Below are 16600 nucleotides of genomic sequence, written 5' to 3' on the forward strand. Positions count from 1 at the left end.
AAGCTCGAACCGGGCCGCCGAAGATATCAGCTTGTTGCCAACCTCACCACTGGCCTGCATTGTGTCGAAGTGGTGAAGGAAACCTATGGCGGCGAAAGCAGAATGTACCTAGAGAGACTTTCTGTTACCGATGGTAAGTTAGTGCCTACTCAGCGACCGGAACGCAGACTGAAAATCCAGTTCTACGGTGACTCCAATCTTGTGGGGCATTCGTTGGAGCATGAAAAGAACAATGGCGGCCTTGAATTTACAGGCTGCCACTTCACTTGTGCGGGTATCACTGCCCGCATGCTGGATGCTGAATACCAGAACGTTTCGGTTGGAGGCGCAAGGATACTGGGCCGCGCCAATTCGGTCCTATCGTTCTACGACAAGCTAGACTTTTATCACGACGAACCCAAATGGCAGTTTACTAAGTTCCCTGTTGATATCTGTGTCGTCAACATTGGAGCGAACAATGTTGGCCCAAGTGACAAGACAAGCATCATCAATGACTACCTGACCTTATTGTCAGCTATTCGGCAAGCTTACCCTCATGCACACATTGTTGTCATGAACGGCTTTGGTTGGGACCGAGACGAACCAGCCAACTATACACTGGAAGTCGTGAATAAACTCGCTGACAAGAATATGTCGCGTGTTGTTTTCCCTTGGCGGTTTAATGAGTGGCATGGCTGCGAATACGACCACGCAGGCATGGCCAGAGTGCTTTGCGATCATCTTTCAACAATCAATCCCGACTGGAAACCAGTGCGAGAAATGGACGTCGTCGATGGCTATGGCAAGGACGGCGATGTAGCCAACGGCAGCTTTGAACAAGTCGCTCCCTTGGGTGGATTTGGCTGGCGATATTTCCAAGATGGAATCACCCGAGTGCACTCACCAGAGCAAAGTCCAGCAGGGGAATGGTTCTTACGAATCCCAGAAGGGAGCGAAACGCACCAACCGAATCCAGCCCATTCGGCTCAGCGGTGTACGTTTCACTTCCAACTTCGATCAGCAGACAAGTGTCAAGCAACGATTCGAGTTGAATTTCGCGACCAACAGTACCGCAACGAAATCAAGGATTCCGCAAAGGACTTTAAGATCCAGGCGGGCGCACAATGGCTGGAGCACAGCGTAAGCGTGCAGTCACCTGCCCCGACCGGCGACCAGTCGCACGACGTCTGGCAAATCATTCTCCGCATCATCGCCAACGAAGGTACCATCGACATCGACAACGTCAAGCTCACCAGCCCCAATGAGAAGCGGGATCCTGCCGCTTCTACTGGTGCCAACATTCCTTCCGTGCGGAAGCTGAAAATCAAATAGCCTTTTCACGTTTGGACTACTGAGTACTGATCTTCTTCTGTTGATGAAGTCCTGAGTGCTTACGAGGTATCAGCGATGGGAGGCTTGGTGCCCGTCTGTCTTTGTTGCCGCTCGGGCTGAGTTGCTTTCTAGACAGTGATTTCTTGTTCCACCCGGAGCCGCCAAGTTGATTGCTGCGCAGTCAAGGCCAGCAAGCGTCCATTCAAGCCAATGCCGCCGCTGTCCGAACACAACGGCGGCCGAGACCAAGCCCTCGGAGCCACCATTAAGCTCTGCAATCCTCAGTCGCACAGTTCAATCGACTCTTTTGACCTTACGAGCTCAAGGAGAAGCATTTCGCCGGTGCGGCTGCAATGCTTTGGTCGGCATCGTCGGGTCGTATTGGATCGCGCCGATATCCCAGTTGCCATTCTTAGGCAACGGACGACCGTCGAAGTCCGATTGATAGAACTCGCTTAGGTTGATTCCTTTACCGCGCAATGGGCTATCCGCTTTGAGGTGATAATCTTGTTTGTCGAGATCGACAAGGCCCGGATCGCCGCTTCCTGCCTGATTGCTGTCACCCTGATATTTTGCGCTGGCGGATTGATACTTTGAGTACCAGTTAGCTGTTTTCAGGGCGCCGCCCGATCGATTGCCGGTAAAAGGAGAGGACGAATAGATAAACAGATTGTTCCTGAAATGGGCTCCAGAAGGCTTGCCGACAGGGTTCCCTCCCCGAACATCAATCCGTACGCAGGCATTCTGGGCTCTACCGAATCCGTTGTATCTGGCGATTGTATTGTTATCAAAATAGACGCCATTACATGGGGCCAACATGAACAGCCATGATTGTCCATCGTAGCACACGTTGAAGGACACTCTCCAGTTATAGATTTCCTGTCGATATCGCGGCCAATCGTAATCCCAGCTGGATTCAATGAACCCAGCATTCCCTTCTGAATAGTTGTGATGAATGTAGATGTTTTTCTTATGAAATCTGCCGCAATCGATTTCGATGGCACCGCCGTCTGACCCCCATGGGCTGTCTTTGGTTCCAAAGTTTTTAATGGTGTTGTACGAGACTTCCTGGTTGCCGATGTTTAAGTGTATCCCCATCGGTCCCCAGCTGCTTTTCGACGTTCGCCACAATGCGTAACTCGGTCCATCCAGATAATTCCTAGTTATCAAGGCATGCTCGCCAGCTGACATGATGCCCTGGCCGGTTTTGATGAATTCATTGTTTCTGATAACGCAATGATTCGCACCGTGTTCAATGCGGAGTGCGGCCAGTTTCGTCATGATGAGCGTCCCCGATACGTGCTCCCCCGGGGTGTCGTGAAAATGCAGGTGTTCCACGATGATGTAGTCGCCCCCCAGGGTAATCGCATTGCCGCTGGCATCACGGGTCGTGGGATTGGTAAACTTGGGCAGCTCGCCCGTCCCGTAAGAAGTTAGCCGTATCGGCTTTGCAGCTGTGCCGGATACACTGATACGAATGTTGCCGGAGAAGGCAGAACCCTTCTTGAAGTGGATTACATCTCCCGGCGTCAGTGATGCTGATTCCACTTTCGTATGCGACTTCCACGCATTGTGTATTGAGAGCCCGTCATTGTTGTCGGATCCGTTAACCGAATCGATGTAATAATCAGCACCAGTGCAATATGCGACTAGTACGAAACAAAACAAGGGCATGAGTGATGTAAAGTGCTTCATGTTACGTATCGTCTGAATCACGAAGAATCCGATAACAATGTCGATCGATACTCTAATCGCTGGGATGAGAGGAAACGGGGGGACAACGTTTCAATCCAAACCCGTGGGGGCAAAAACTCAAATGATTGTATTGGATTTGTCTGACTGCTGAGACGCTGATGGAATTTGTTCTGCAACCCTGGCAACTGCTTTGGCGTGCTCCCCAAAAACTAATCCATCTGTTATGAAGGTTTACCGGCCGAGCTGGCCAAAGGAGACTTTTTATGACTAAGAAACGCAAACGACGGAAACCCGAGCAGATCGTGAAGGCGATTCAAGAAGGCGATGCGATGATGGCGGCGGGCAAGACAGAGGCCGAGGTGTTTCAAACGCTTGAAATCAGCGTAACGACCTGGGAGCGTTGGAAGAAACTGTATGGCGGAATGAAGTCGGATGAAGCAAAACGACTTCGTGAGCTTGAAGTCGAGAATCAACGACTCAAAGAGCTTCTCGCCGAGGCCGAGCTAGACAAGAAGATCCTCAAGATGGCTGCAGAGGGAAACTTCTGAGCCCGACGCGACGACGTGAGGCTGTTGCAAAGGCTCAGAAATCCTTTGCAGTGTCAGAACGTCGGGCATGCAAAACGCTTGGCCAACCGCGGAGTACTCATCGGTACCAAGCGAAATCCAAGAGCGACGAAGAGCGATTGCTTCGCCGCATTTACGAACTGGTTCGAGAATTCCCCCGCTACGGCTACCGGATGATCACGCGGATGTTACGCCGCGAAGGATGGACAGTGAATTACAAACGAATCTATCGGCTTTGGAAACGAGAAGGTCTTCGAGTGCCACGAAGAAAGACGAAGAAACGCAGGCTTGGAAGCGTTTCAGGAGGGATCTGCCGTCGCCGCGCCGAACGCATCAATCACGTTTGGTCGATTGACTTTATCTTTGATCGAACAATCAATGGGCGGTCAGTGAAGATCCTTTCGTTGATCGATGAGTACTCACGAGAATGCATCGCCTTGGAGGTCTCACGCCGGTTCACCGGCGATGACTTGGTTGCCCTTCTAGTGGATGTGTTTGCAATTCGAGGCATTCCGGCATTTATCCGAAGTGACAACGGACCAGAGTTCATCAGTCGCCGCGTCCGCGATTTCCTTGGACGCATTGATGTCGGCACATCGTTCATTGAACCAGGTAGCCCCTGGGAGAACGGCTATGTCGAGAGCTTCCACAGCCGGTTTCGTGACGAGTGCTTGTCCTGCGAAGCGTTCAGCACGCTTGCCGAAGCGCAACAGGTAATCGGGCAATGGAGATCGACGTACAACCATCGACGTCCCCACAGCTCGCTGAGCGGGCTTACTCCTGCGGAGTTCGCGACCCGTTGTGCCGCTTCAACTCCAGTCGCTGCGCTCCTTACGTCGAAGCGGCACAACGAATGTGATTCAGTAACCCAATCCCTACCTTCATAACCCTGGACCAAGTTTCGGGGGCATTCCAGCTTGCCATGTTGCTTGACGGTTTGGTAAATCGGCAACAGCAAGAAGCCATCGATTTCCTGGGTACTGAAAACGATGTCCTTAACGAAAAGCTTGGCGCCGTTGTTCGTTTCTATTGCCGCGCAGCTTAACCTGCTTTCCCGAAAATGTTTCGAACAACCGGGCCAGAGCCGGTAAGTTCACCGCTGCGCAATCAGTGCCAGTAAGCTCCAATTCGAGCCAAAACCGCCACCCGCCGACCACCACCTCGGCCGAGATCAAGCCATCGGAATCACCTCAAAGCACACAGATTCTCAATCCAAAAGCTCGTTCGACTTTTGGGACCTCACGGTTAGATCGATGTCTGGTGAGCCACACTGATGTTGAGTCCGGCAATGATGTGCCGGAATAAGTCTTCTATTTATTCTTGTACTTCGCAGTCCCGCGACGCGGTTTCCCCATCTGGCTTTGCCACTGCTCATACAGTGCCGTCATGTTCTTCACGCGGTTGGGATGATCGCTAGCAACGTCTGTGGTCTCGCCGATGTCGTCCTTCAGATTAAACAGGAGCCGCCCGGCCGGATAAGTCACGTTGCCTGCGGGCACGGCCGTGTTGTCTGACTGGAGTCGATAGTTGCTGTGAGTCCAGCCCTCGGAGTTAATCAGCTTCCAGTCGCCCTGACGAATGCTCCACGTTCCTTTTCCGTCGGCCCAGCAGAGGTGGCCATGACCATGATCTTTGTCGGGCGAGTGTAGGCGGCCTTTCAGGCTGCGGCCGTCCAGGTTGTCTGGGACCTCTCCGCCTGCAAGATCGACAACCGTCGGAAAGACATCCATCGCCGAAGTGAGTCGCGAACAGGTCGTTCCCTCCGGCAGCTTTCCACGCCATGAGACGATCAGCGGAATCCGCACGCCGCCTTCGCCGAACATGTATTTGAAGCCTCTCAGGGGAGTGTTGTTGGAGTACGTATTGATGGTCCCGCCGTTGTCTGAAAGAAAGACGACGATGGTGTTGTCCCGCTGCTGCGTCTCGTCCAGCTTGTTAAGCAGGCGGGTGACGCTGTCATCCAGTGCCATCAGATTGGCGAGATAACGCTTGCGGCCGAGCGGGTCGACGGCTTCCAGATGGCCCCACTTTTTGTGCCACGCTGCCCATGCGATATCGCGCGGATCCCAGAACGGGAATTCCCACTTGTCAGCGTTGCGGTCCCAGTCCGGTTGATCGTAACCGGCCTTCTTTGCGTAGGCGGGGTCCGCGATGTAGGTCGGCATGTGGACCGCGTTGTATTCCAGCTCGATGAAAAATGGATTGTCCGACCCCGCGCTGGCTTCAATCGTTTTGATCGCTTCGTCTGTGAAGATTTCCGTCGTGAATCCATCGTCGTACGAAGCAACTTCGCCTCGACCACGTTCCAGCGGACCCACGTTGAGGATACCCAGACTCTTTCCGCCCGAGCGCTCGCGATAGGCTTTCAGGTCTTGAGTGCTCAGGCGAATGTAATCCCAGGTGTGATGCCGAAAACCGATGTGCTCTTCGAAGCCATGATCCAGCGGGTGTTCGGCCGGGCCGCCGTTGAGATGCGTTTTGCCAATTTTTTTCGTGAAATAGCCGAGCATCTTCAGCACCTGAGGCAGCGTCGTTTCCTCGTTCGGAAGGCCACCCTGACCGTACCAGTAATTACCCCATCGCTGCTGATAACGACCGGTGATCAAACCACAACGTGAAGGGCTGCAGATTGGACTGGTGGAATAGGCATTCGTGAAATACGTACCCTCCTTCGCTAGTCGATCGATGCCCGGAGTCTTCACATCCTGCGGAGACTTCCGCAGAAAACTCATGTCGGCGTAACCGAGGTCATCAGCGACAATCACCAGAACATTCGGGCGTGATTCGTCTGCGGACGAAGAGCCGTTGGTGATAATGGCGAGCAGGACGATCAACGATACTGCGAATAGAAGATGAGTGGTTCTGTGCGGATTGGTCATTGAGGTGTACGCCTGTCCTGATGCGGCTGAAAGGTATCTTTAACGTCATCGATTAAGTTCGCGTTGAGTCTGCTGCTCTTCGACCTACTCAGCCATGAACCACTCGAATAAGAAACGGCGAATGGATATCGTACTACGCAACCGGCTAAAGGTAGGCGTAGCACGCGAAACTCTGATCACCCTCGCGAGTCCTTAACTCCAATTATATCCGCTGCTCGCCACGCTGCAGCTTCGCGTGGGAGACGCACTCCGGATCTTCCGCGGTGACTTCTAGCGTCATTGTCGAAATCTCCGATTCTTGGTCGAGCCGAAAAAAGCGTCTCAACGCATTTGCCAAGTAGCGTATTTCGGCCGGTGAGATGGCCATCTAAACACCCGCAATATCCTGATCATCGAGTTTACTGGAGCGAGTGCCAAGACAGGGAGTGAAGGATTCAGTGATCAAGCTTTTCAGGCCGCAACGAACCAATAACTGTTTGCAAAGAGACGAGTCACCGAGGTGAGGAAGATGTCTGTTTCACAACCTTGGCGTCTAAATGCCGTCTTGCTGCCTTGCATCGGTGAATGCGATAGTTGCACTTCGCAGGTGGGTTGCGTTTGGTGGGGTGGGAGCAACCGGCATGGTAACTTGTGGGCGTTGGGTGGCGCGAGAGTTGGATAGTTTTGGGGTGGTGGGGATGGAGTTGGGTGGTTGCAGGCGTGCAATGCAGACTCGCGCGAGAGTGGTGTTTGGTGGGTGTGCGCGGGAACACAGCTAGAACACGGGGTTTTTGTGGGTCTTTTCTTGACCGGCCAGAAATTGGCAGAGAGCGAACTTGCGGGGCTGGCCCGGTTCGCTGGTGAGAGAGAGTACACCCCAGAGGATTCGAACCTCTAACCTTCGGTTCCGTAGGTTGGTTCGAGGAGTCACCGAAAACCCTTTATAACGCACGTTTCTTGTTTGGGGGCAATGGTTTACGGCGATTCTGACTTCCGCTCTCGTATGTCTTATTCCTGTCTTAAAGGTGGCCAAAACCGTACATTTTTGAGGAATCCTCAAATCGGTTTCCGTTGATTCCGTCCATTGACCAAGATGCCTCCCGAAGCCGTGCAACCTAGCTACGGAGAAATTTCTGCCGGGATTTTTTCTGGGACTCCTGAATGAAAAACAAAAGCGTAGATGTGTGGTGACAGGCCCCCAATTTCCGAATTCCCTTGAGGGAATTGAAGTTGGTTTCGGAAAAAGAAACTCTGCAACAGGCTTTCAGTTCTCAGATTCAGCATGTGGCGTGATTTCGACGTTTCGGAATTCGTATTCAGAACCCTGAAGCAAGATTCCAATCCGCCCCAGTCGCTCGCTGCAATTTTCGCCACGATTGACCATCACACCGTTGCACTCGACGGTGATTGTGTCCCGCTCGCATACGATGGTCATGTGATTCCATTCGCCAACTGGTCTGGACGTGTACTTCTTTGCCCAACGCATTTCGGAAACATGCGGGCTGACTTTCTCTGGTGGCGTGTCCAGGCGGCAACTTTTGGGTACAAAGAATGCTCCCGTGGCAACCACAGAGCCAATGCCTACTTCGATTCCTGTCTTCAGCCGATTGGCACGAACGAGGACACCAGTTCCTTTGCCAACCTCTTTCGTCTTGTCCAGTTGTCGCCATTGTAACCTGAGTCGGAAGTCATCGAACTCGGACTCGTACCAAAGCACTGAGTCGTTTCGCTTCATTTCTGGTTTGTGATGAACACGAAGGACACCGTCTGGCTGAATCGAGGCAGCTTCATGCAAAGGAAATTTGCAGCCTTCGCCCAATTTCCAGCCAGCAAAGCTTTTCCCGTCGAACAAGCGGAGGCTCCCAGGTTCAGGTTCGGAAGTTGTCACAGGCTCAGCAACTTTCCAACTAAAAATCTCACCATCTTCAGTACCGATGAAAACTGTACCACCGGAAACCGTCGTTACGGTGACAGGCTTCAGTCCGAAAACTCGATCAATCTCTCGCTGATCTGAAATGCTCCAAAATCTCAAACGTCCATCAGCGTCAGCGGAGACCATGTGTTGGCCGTCAACAAAACTCAGTGAAGTGACATTAGCCGTGTGCTTAGCAAACTCTCCTTCCGCCATCAAACGCTGTCCGTCGTCGGTAAGTCGCCAGACTGCGACTCCACGACTTCGACAGGCGGCAGTTAGATATTGTCCATCGTCGGAAAACGCCATCGACGTTACGTTCGCTGCCTGATCAAGCGGCGTATTACTTGTTGGATGAAGTTCGCCTGACGAGGAGTCAAATCGATAAGACCGAAACGTAGCAGGCTGTTCTCCATTGCTACCGATCAAGATCGAGAACTCGTTTTGATCTGTGAATTGGATCGACTGAACTCTTCCTGGTGCTGCGTGGAGCCGAACCGCTATAGCCGATTCTGTTGTCATGATGTAGACCACGACTTCGCCATTGTCTGACGCAGCGACAATGTAGTCAGCGTTTCCGGCGATGGCTGTTACGGGACTGACGAGCGAAGTTAGTGTTTCTGCTTTGGTTGGAATTCCGCTTGCAACATCCCACAGTTCGATGGCTCCCGATTCTGTCCCAATTGCGACGTTCTCACCAATCTCAGACAAACACGTTGCATTTGAATCTGTATCGATTTGCTTTGCAGTGTCCGCCTGCGATGAAATCGAAACAGTAAAACCGTCTGTTGAAACGACACGACCGTCTTGCAAAGCAGTGAGCGAAACGATTGCACTCTCATGCTGGGTCAAGAGTTCGATACCAACGGGATACTCAGATTTATCAACACCTTCGATTTCATCGGGGCGAGAAGTAATTTCATCGGGTTGGTTCGAGGTTGATTTGTCTGGCCAAAGTTGTGGAAGCAAGCCGCCCAGCGCAGCCAGCAGCACTAATCCGGTGACAATCGAAACACCAAACAGTCCTGACTGCTTCTTTTTTGACAGGGCTTCCGCAAATTCACTCGCAGACGAAAATCGCTGCGAAGGATCAACGTGAAGGCTCTTTGCAAGAACTCCTCTCAGCGATGATGCCACTGAGCCTGGAATGGTCGCAACTGGATCATCAGAAAACGATTGACGAAGTTGGCTTGGCGTTGTCTCGGTTCTGGGCAATTTGCCAGTGAGCAATTGACAAAGGACGGCGCCCAGACTGTAGATGTCAGATCGTGAATCAACTTTCTCCCCTCTGAGTTGCTCTGGCGGCATGAATGCCAGAGTTCCTAGCTGATTGGACTCATCATCCGTCGAAATGGAAATACCGAAGTCTGCGAGCTTCGGGGTGCCATCATTCGCAATCAGTATGTTTGCTGGTTTGATGTCTCGGTGGATGAAACCTTTTTCATGGGCATGGTCGAGCGCCAAGGCAACACTACGGACAATGTTGACTGCCTTTTCTTCTGAGGCACTGCCTTCGTGAAGCAGTTCGAGAAGGCTCTTTCCGTCAATGAATTCGCTGACAATAAAAACAACGTTGTTTTGTCGCCCAACGTCGTGAACCGGAACAATGCCAACATGACTCAGTTGCGCAACTCTGCGTGCTTCCTGAACAAATCTCTCAGCGTCTTGATCTGAGCCAATCCGATCAGGATGCGGAACCTTGATCGCAACTGATCGGTGAAGCTCAGAGTCAAACGCTTTCCAGACTTGACCAAAACCGCCTGAGCCAATGAGGGACTGAAGTTCGTATCGTCCAAGCTTCTCCGGCAGTCCGTAATCTTCTGGGCATTGACGTGTATCTTCCTTTTCGACAGGCTCATTGAGCCATGCAGTTGCCTTGAGTGCTTTGATTCTCTTTTCGAGCGTCTCTTTCAATTGTGGGTAGTTTGCGGCAAGTTCGGCAACAGATACGTCCGTACCTTCCTCGTATTTTGACTCCCAAAGATCAAGCAGTTCAGCTAACTGAGTCTCATCTTCAACGCTCATGACGGTGGCTCCCCATCAAGAGCTTCGTACAGTTGGCAGCGTGCAGCCTGCCAACGACGCTTGACTGTTCGCACGCTCAAGCCAAGCACTTCGCCGATCTCGTCCTGCGAAAGACCTTCGTACCAAGTCAGGTTGAATACTTCTCTCGCTTCGTCGGGAAGATTCTCTACAGCTTCGTGAAAAGCGACCCACTCGGACACGTTCCTCGGTTGGGACGACGTTTCTGCTTGCTCGCCAGTGTCGTGGTTGCGACCGACACCAAGCGGGCCGTAGTGCCGACGAGCCATCTCGATGAGCACCCAGCGGACCTTCTGTCCTGCCAAGTTGTAAAAGTGCCTCGCTGATTCCGGTCTTACATCTTCCAGGGTTTGATGCAGCCGAGTGGCAAGTTCCACGAACACGTCGTCGGTTTGTTCCCAGCGACGGACCATCGGATATCGATTGAGCATCTTTGCGGCCAGCAGGCGAAGACGCTGACACGAATGCTCGATCAGTTCGGTGCGCACCGCATCCGTGTCTCCCTGCCTTAACAAGGTGAGCAAGTCGTTCAGCTTGGTGGTGTGGCCAGGGTTCATGACCACCATCGTAACCGGCAGCGTTTTGTTCAAAAAGCAAGGCAAGTCTCCGATGAAATGCTGAGTTTCCTGTGCATTCCTCTATCCGATCAGCGGGCGAATCAGGGGCCAGGAATAATTTTCAACTTTCGTTGGCCCCTCAATGGTTCTTTGCTCGGAGAGAGATTTGTGGAACCAAAAACAAACCTGCATTTTGGGAGATGTCGTTGTGAGATACCTGATCGTTTTGCTGTGTGCCGTTTCTATCGTGGGCTGCGGCTCACGTCTCGAAGTCGCAAAGAAAAAAGCCCTCGAAAAGATTGACTCCATGCTCGGTGAACTGGATGTCAAGCGAGAGGAAATCAACCAGTCCGTAACTGCTCTCAAGAAGGGCATCGACGGAATTCGACAGGCCAAGATTAAAGCAAAGGTCAAAGTTGATCAGATTGATCGCAAGATTCAGCCTATCGAAGATCGCATGTCAGAGATCGACGATACGCTCAGCAAGATTCGTGATCCGTTGGCCAGCGGTGAAGCCTACGCCGCTGGAGGCAAGTCCTATTCACCCGTCGAGCTAAAGGAACTTGCCACCGAAATTCTCTCACGGCGAAAGTCGCTTGAAACGCAAGTCAAAGGCTTCCAGTCATCAAAGACGAGCCTCGCAAAAGTCGAAGCAACCCTTGCTCAGAAGCAACAGCGATACCAAAAGAGCTTGTCCGAGCTTGAGGCGACTCTAGCAGAGATCGATGCGAAGTCTTTGGCACTCAAAGCCATGCAAGATGCTTCCTCCTCGATTGGCGACAGCGAAGCCACACTTGCTGACAACGTGGCAGACCTCGAAGACAAGGTTGCTGACCTATACGCCGATGTCGAGGCGAGCCTGTTGTCAGAAGATGAAAAGTGGGACGAAGTTTCGGCGATGGAGCAAATCGATTCTGTGGACTCGTTCATCAATGCGACCAGAGGGACTGAGGACAAGCTCGCTGAGATCGATGCGATTCTTGGGGCGAATTGATGCGAATTCTGGTGGGAGTCCTTCTTCTGTCAGTTGTCGGTTGCGGTGGGGCTGAAACGAAACAGCCATCTCATGCACCACCGAGCTACCGGCAGCGACTTGGAGAACTGAAATTCAAGCGAGACAAGATCGTCTTAACGATCAGTCGCCTTGAAAAGGAGCGCAATCAGATCATGCATCGGCTCCGGTCAGACGGAATCGAATCAATCGATGACTTGCGTTCAATTCCTCATTGGACAGTTCATGCAAGAGAACTGAAGCAGGTCATCAAAGAACAGAAGTCATTGAAAGCAACTGTCGATTCTCTCGACGCTGCAATCGTCCGTGTGGAATCAATTCTGCGGCGTGATGATCGTGAGCGAACAGTCGAATACGGCAAACTCAGTAATGAAGAACTTAACGAAGTCGCAACCATCTTCCACGAGGTTGATGAAACCTTGAAGCCAGCGAATCAGGTCAGCGGACTCGAAGAAATTGAATTGCAATCCTTACTTGAACAGGAGCTAAACAACGATGAGTGATAAGCCAGGGCCACCGCCTATGCCTGGGCAACCACCAAGAAACCCAATGCCCACATCCAGCCAGCCCGCTGGACCGCCTCCGATGCCAAGTCACGCTCCGTCGTTGTCCGTTGAGACCAATAGCGAAAACTATGACGATGTTGTGAAACCCATTCCAATGGCTTTGCTGGTTCTGATGTCTACAGCAGCAGTAATGGTGCTTGTTGGATTGATTGTCCCTCGACTCACACTGTTCTTAGTCCCTGCATTTACTGTATGCGGGTTTTGGGTTACAGCAAAAGGGCTGAAGATAGCGTTTTCTGGTGGCGCATCCCGAACGATGTCTCCACTTGGCGTTTACGGATTTCAAGTCGCTATTGCCGGGGCTTCTGGACTGCTCCTGACTTTCGTCGGCATGCTCGCCATTGGTGATTCGTCCCGATCCCAAGGCGACTTCATGGCCCGCTTCCTATTGTTCCTGTTCTCTATTGTGTTCTTCCCGATAGCAGTCTACCTGCGAAACCGAGCAATCAAACACTTGGGCGGGAATTAGGAAATGGGAGACACTCGAATCGCAGTAGTCGCCGTGCTTGTGCTCTCGGTGATCATCCTCAGTGTTTATTCGTTCTTCAACAAGGATGACGCAAATCCTTGGGATGAGCACATGGAAAAGCAGCGTCGAGAATATGAGCTAGCTGCTGCGCCCCATGTAGAAGCAATCGAAGAAGCTCATTCGTTGTGGGCGGCAGAGAGGACATCGGAAGCCGTTGCCCGATACAAACTCATCTTGAAACAGGACGGAAGTAGCTACCTGGGTGATGAGCTTGGCGTGGCGTATCGGCGAGTCATTGAGTTTGAAGCTGAATACGGTGACCCTGGCGAAGCACGAGACTGGTGCCTGCGGGCCAGAAGTGAATGGAACCTGAAGATTTCGTTCTCTTCAGAGACCGCAAGACAAATCTGGAATGAAGTTGCATTGGATACGGACAATCCACCAGAGCGTTTATGGCAGCGAGTATTGAATAGGTGAAATAATGGCAAGCGAATGGTACTACGGTCGAAATGGGCAGCAACAAGGTCCGGTCACGTCGAACCAACTTAAACAGTTGGCTCAATCTGGCCAGCTATTACCTACTGATTTTGTTTGGAAGGAAGGGATGAGTGAGTGGGCAAAAGCGTCGAAAGTGAAAGGACTGTTTCCTGATCGGTTGTCCGGCGAGCCAGCAGTTAATGTTGACCAACTTGGCAACAACGCCGCCAAGTCCGTCGCTCAAGCTGCGGGTGGAGCCAAAAAGGCACTCGGCTGGATAAGCGAGAGAGTCGGCCCAGGCAAGATTGAGCAACAGCAACGGATGATCTGGCTAGGTGGGAATTGGGAAGCGAATGATGGAGCTACATCGCTGCAATTCGTCGCCGAAAGTCCTGGTCTCCGAAGCAATCGGTACACGCTAATTAAAAGTGATGGGATTATGGGAGCTTGCGAATTCGACCCAAAGGGACTGACAATCACGATGCTCAGTAATCCTGAAATAGGGACGTTGAAGGTGCTTTCGTTAACGCCAAAGCAATTGGTGCTTGAATCAAGTCAGGGAACGACGGTTTACAGAAAAGTGGCTTCCGTCGATAAAAGAAAGGTACTTGAGTCAGCAAAGCAGGCTGCGGACTGGACTCTCGGCCTGGGGGGACTGCGTGAGCAAGCGAGGATTCGATTGCTGTGCGGAAGCTGGGAAGCAGCCGATGAAGATCATGCTGACGTGCTTATTACCGCCGATGATCCCAACCAAGCTTTTCGTGGCGGAAAAGATTCCGTTGGCGTTCATCGTAGCGACAACTTCACGGCGAAGGGAGAATTCCTTCACAAGGAAATGGTCCTGAACCTCATGCATGACAATGCGGAGCCGTTGGTGGTGCGAGTCATCGCCTTAAACGAACAGGAATTGGTATTGGCTTGGCCGTCTGAGACAGTTCATTACCGGAGAAAGTGAAGCGGGTAACGCATTGGCGCATTGTGCATTGTGCATTGTGCATGCGCCCGACGATCACAGTGGCCTCAAGCTCGACTGCCCTTATCAGAAGGGCGAAAAGGCCGTTGAGCGGCTAATGACCATTTGATTTACAGAAACCACTGTTCTATTTGTTGATCGGTTTCCGTTGAATCCTCAAGTTGTAGTGAACAACACCATCGACTTCTGAAGCACTGTGGTTGGTGCTGGGCCTTTGTCCTCCGTCATCCTATTCGACTCCAAGTGAGCATCCAATAGTAAACCTAGCCCCGCAGGACCATGCTTCAACTCGGCCAGTGCTTCGAGCATCAGACCCTCTCGAACAGGATGCGCTTCAATTCCGATCTGAGACAATGAATCGATCAACTCATCGTCTGGCTTCACAAGTTGTCTCTGAGTCATGCTCTTGTCATCTCGATTCTGCTCGCCGACCTGCACCGCAAACCGAAGCCGCCACGTAATGCATTCGATGTGAATCCCGTCAATTAGCAGGTCGCTGTATCGAATCTTGAACCGCTTCTTGGGTACATCCGAACTTGCAGACATTGGGTTTCCTCCTTGAACCATTTACGATCCGCCCAACGGCAGATAGTTGCCAGACGAATCGTTGGGGCGGGCATGCAGATACTTCGATGTGGTAGCGACAGACGAGTGGTTGAGTGTTTGCTGAACAAGATGAATCGGTGCTCCACGATCCAGCGAGTGCGAAGCATGGGCATGTCGCAGCCAGTGACACGAAACGGCCTTCTCGATCCCAGCACGTTCCGCAGCTTTACGCACGATCCGCCAAATCTGACACTCAGATAGATGGCCTTTCTTGCGGCTGCGGAAGACGGGCGATTCTCCTGATTCATCAGCATGCAATGCTACCAACTGACTCCAAACTGTCGCTGGTATCAAAACCGAATTGGTCTTCCCGCCCTTGGCAAAGACTGTGATTTGACCAGCTTCATCACGGCTTTGCAGGTGCTTCCATTTCAATGCAGCTACTTCGCTCACACGAAAGCCACCAGCATAGAAGGTGAGCAGGATCGCCTTGTTCCGAGGATTGTTTTCCAAGGCGATCATCCGCAGCACTTCAGTCTCTTCAAGAATCCGCTCTGCCAACTCGTTGGGAAACGATGGCAGGACAAGTGGGCGAGCGGTGTCGAAAAGCAGATAGCCAAGCCGGTGGCCGAAGGCAAACAGCGACTTGACTGCCGACAATTTTCTGTAGATCGACGATGGCTTTAGGTCTTGGGCGGAAAGGTTGTCGGCGAAGCCTTGGAGATCGCTCAGCGTGATTGAATGCAGCGGCTTGGCAACATGGTCCAAGAATTGCGCCGCATCTCGTTCGTATGCTTCGAGCGTGTTCTCACCACGGCCATGCAACCAAAGCTCAACGAGATGGGCGTCGTTGTCGGCCTGTTGTGGCCGGAGGGATGAAGGCGGCTGCTCGGTCGCCACCAGTTCGGTTTTAGATTCGCTTGAATGCAACATAACGCACCTTATGCTTCGTAAATTCTGACGGTCTTAGTAACGGGGTTTTGATTGAAATCAGACAGTTCTGGAACGGTCTTTTCTGTGTCTTCAGGCAACACTTGATCAACTCTCAATCAGTTCTGGATCAGATATAAACGCTCTTGATCCGATCACGCCCCGATCATCACTGAGTGATCAAGCAATCTCAGCACGCTTCAGATGGCGAAACACTGTCCGAAGAACGTTTGCTTCGTCTTCTTCGTCGGTCCCATTCGGAAAGCATGCGATCAAAGCTGATTCGATCTGATCCGAATTAACAGTCATGCCAAGCGACTGAAGGCCAGCAGCCAACGGCGAGTCTGGTGTTGGTTGTGGCGTCGGCTTACGTGGGCGTGTTTTCGATTCAACTTGTCGCTTCTCTGACTCAGGTCGTCGCTCGTAGAAGATGACGAAATCGCCTTGGACATTGATGCCAGTCTCTTTGACATCCATGTTCTGCTGCGCCATCTCAGCGGTGAAATACGGGCGACCGTTGGAGGCCAGCTTCAAAGGCTGGTGGAAGTTGCTGCGTTTCAGATGCCAGTAAAAATGGCTGCGACTCATTCCGAGCATGCGACACATCTCTGCCAGTGACACGACGGCTTTCATTTGCTTTGCACTTTGAGTTGATGTGGTCATCGAAAATCAATCCTTCAGGAAT

General features: G+C 52.0%; 13 protein-coding genes and 1 pseudogene. 7 read left to right on the plus strand and 7 right to left on the minus strand.

Going from position 1 to position 16600, the window contains the following annotated elements; genetic code table 11:
* The coding region (locus SV7mr_RS09130) for an SGNH/GDSL hydrolase family protein (RefSeq protein WP_419188303.1) at positions 1 to 1311 on the plus strand (1311 nt) is incomplete at its 5' end.
* Between the two features lie 321 nt (positions 1312 to 1632).
* On the opposite strand, the gene SV7mr_RS09135 is transcribed toward SV7mr_RS09130, so the two are convergent.
* Positions 1633 to 3006, minus strand: coding sequence for a right-handed parallel beta-helix repeat-containing protein (locus SV7mr_RS09135; RefSeq protein WP_145271278.1), 1374 nt, complete (start codon positions 3004 to 3006; stop codon positions 1633 to 1635).
* Between the two features lie 263 nt (positions 3007 to 3269).
* Between SV7mr_RS09135 and SV7mr_RS09140 the strand changes: the two are divergent.
* A pseudogene (locus SV7mr_RS09140) lies at positions 3270 to 4357 on the plus strand (IS3 family transposase); the annotation flags it as partial.
* A gap of 525 nt (positions 4358 to 4882) precedes the next feature.
* On the opposite strand, the gene SV7mr_RS09145 reads toward SV7mr_RS09140, so the two are convergent.
* The 3 genes from SV7mr_RS09145 to SV7mr_RS09155 all read right to left on the minus strand — a co-directional run bounded on the left by SV7mr_RS09145 (position 4883) and on the right by SV7mr_RS09155 (position 10942).
* Positions 4883 to 6451, minus strand: coding sequence for a sulfatase family protein (locus tag SV7mr_RS09145; RefSeq protein WP_145271280.1), 1569 nt, complete (start codon positions 6449 to 6451; stop codon positions 4883 to 4885).
* 1243 nt (positions 6452 to 7694) lie between these two features.
* On the minus strand, positions 7695 to 10367 hold the full coding sequence (locus SV7mr_RS09150) for a protein kinase domain-containing protein (protein WP_145271282.1): 2673 nt from the start codon (positions 10365 to 10367) through the stop codon (positions 7695 to 7697).
* Positions 10364 to 10942, minus strand: a complete 579-nt coding sequence (locus tag SV7mr_RS09155; protein ID WP_145271284.1) for an RNA polymerase sigma factor — start codon at positions 10940 to 10942, stop codon at positions 10364 to 10366. Before SV7mr_RS09155 ends, SV7mr_RS09150 begins: the two co-directional genes overlap by 4 nt.
* Before the next feature lie 208 nt (positions 10943 to 11150).
* On the opposite strand from SV7mr_RS09155, the gene SV7mr_RS09160 reads away from it, so the two are divergent.
* The 5 genes from SV7mr_RS09160 to SV7mr_RS09180 all read left to right on the plus strand — a co-directional run bounded on the left by SV7mr_RS09160 (position 11151) and on the right by SV7mr_RS09180 (position 14421).
* Positions 11151 to 11936, plus strand: coding sequence for a hypothetical protein (locus tag SV7mr_RS09160; protein ID WP_145271286.1), 786 nt, complete (start codon positions 11151 to 11153; stop codon positions 11934 to 11936).
* An 11-nt stretch (positions 11937 to 11947) separates the two neighbouring features.
* Positions 11948 to 12457 carry a hypothetical protein gene (locus SV7mr_RS09165; RefSeq protein ID WP_145271288.1) on the plus strand — a complete coding sequence of 170 codons (510 nt, stop codon included), beginning with the start codon at positions 11948 to 11950 and terminating at the stop codon, positions 12455 to 12457.
* Positions 12458 to 12539: 82 nt separating this feature from the next.
* Positions 12540 to 12989 (plus strand): hypothetical protein, encoded by a 450-nt coding sequence (locus tag SV7mr_RS09170; protein ID WP_145271290.1) that lies wholly within the window; start codon positions 12540 to 12542, stop codon positions 12987 to 12989.
* A 3-nt stretch (positions 12990 to 12992) separates the two neighbouring features.
* Complete coding sequence (locus SV7mr_RS09175; RefSeq protein WP_145271292.1) at positions 12993 to 13466, plus strand: hypothetical protein; 474 nt, start codon at positions 12993 to 12995, stop codon at positions 13464 to 13466.
* A gap of 4 nt (positions 13467 to 13470) precedes the next feature.
* Positions 13471 to 14421, plus strand: a complete 951-nt coding sequence (locus tag SV7mr_RS09180) for a DUF4339 domain-containing protein (RefSeq protein WP_145271293.1) — start codon at positions 13471 to 13473, stop codon at positions 14419 to 14421.
* A gap of 174 nt (positions 14422 to 14595) precedes the next feature.
* Here SV7mr_RS09180 and SV7mr_RS09185 read toward each other — a convergent pair whose 3' ends face one another.
* The 3 genes from SV7mr_RS09185 to SV7mr_RS09195 form a co-directional block, all read right to left on the minus strand.
* The gene (locus SV7mr_RS09185) at positions 14596 to 14985 is read right to left on the minus strand and encodes a hypothetical protein (RefSeq protein ID WP_145271295.1); all 390 of its coding nucleotides are present in this window, start codon (positions 14983 to 14985) and stop codon (positions 14596 to 14598) included.
* Positions 14986 to 15006: 21 nt separating this feature from the next.
* Positions 15007 to 15918 (minus strand): tyrosine-type recombinase/integrase, encoded by a 912-nt coding sequence (locus SV7mr_RS09190; protein ID WP_145271297.1) that lies wholly within the window; start codon positions 15916 to 15918, stop codon positions 15007 to 15009.
* Positions 15919 to 16095: 177 nt separating this feature from the next.
* Positions 16096 to 16578 carry a helix-turn-helix transcriptional regulator gene (locus tag SV7mr_RS09195; protein ID WP_419188304.1) on the minus strand — a complete coding sequence of 161 codons (483 nt, stop codon included), beginning with the start codon at positions 16576 to 16578 and terminating at the stop codon, positions 16096 to 16098.
* Positions 16579 to 16600 lie beyond the last annotated feature (22 nt).

Source organism: Stieleria bergensis, assembly GCA_007745635.1.
Taxonomy (GTDB): Bacteria; Planctomycetota; Planctomycetia; order Pirellulales; family Pirellulaceae; genus Stieleria; species Stieleria bergensis.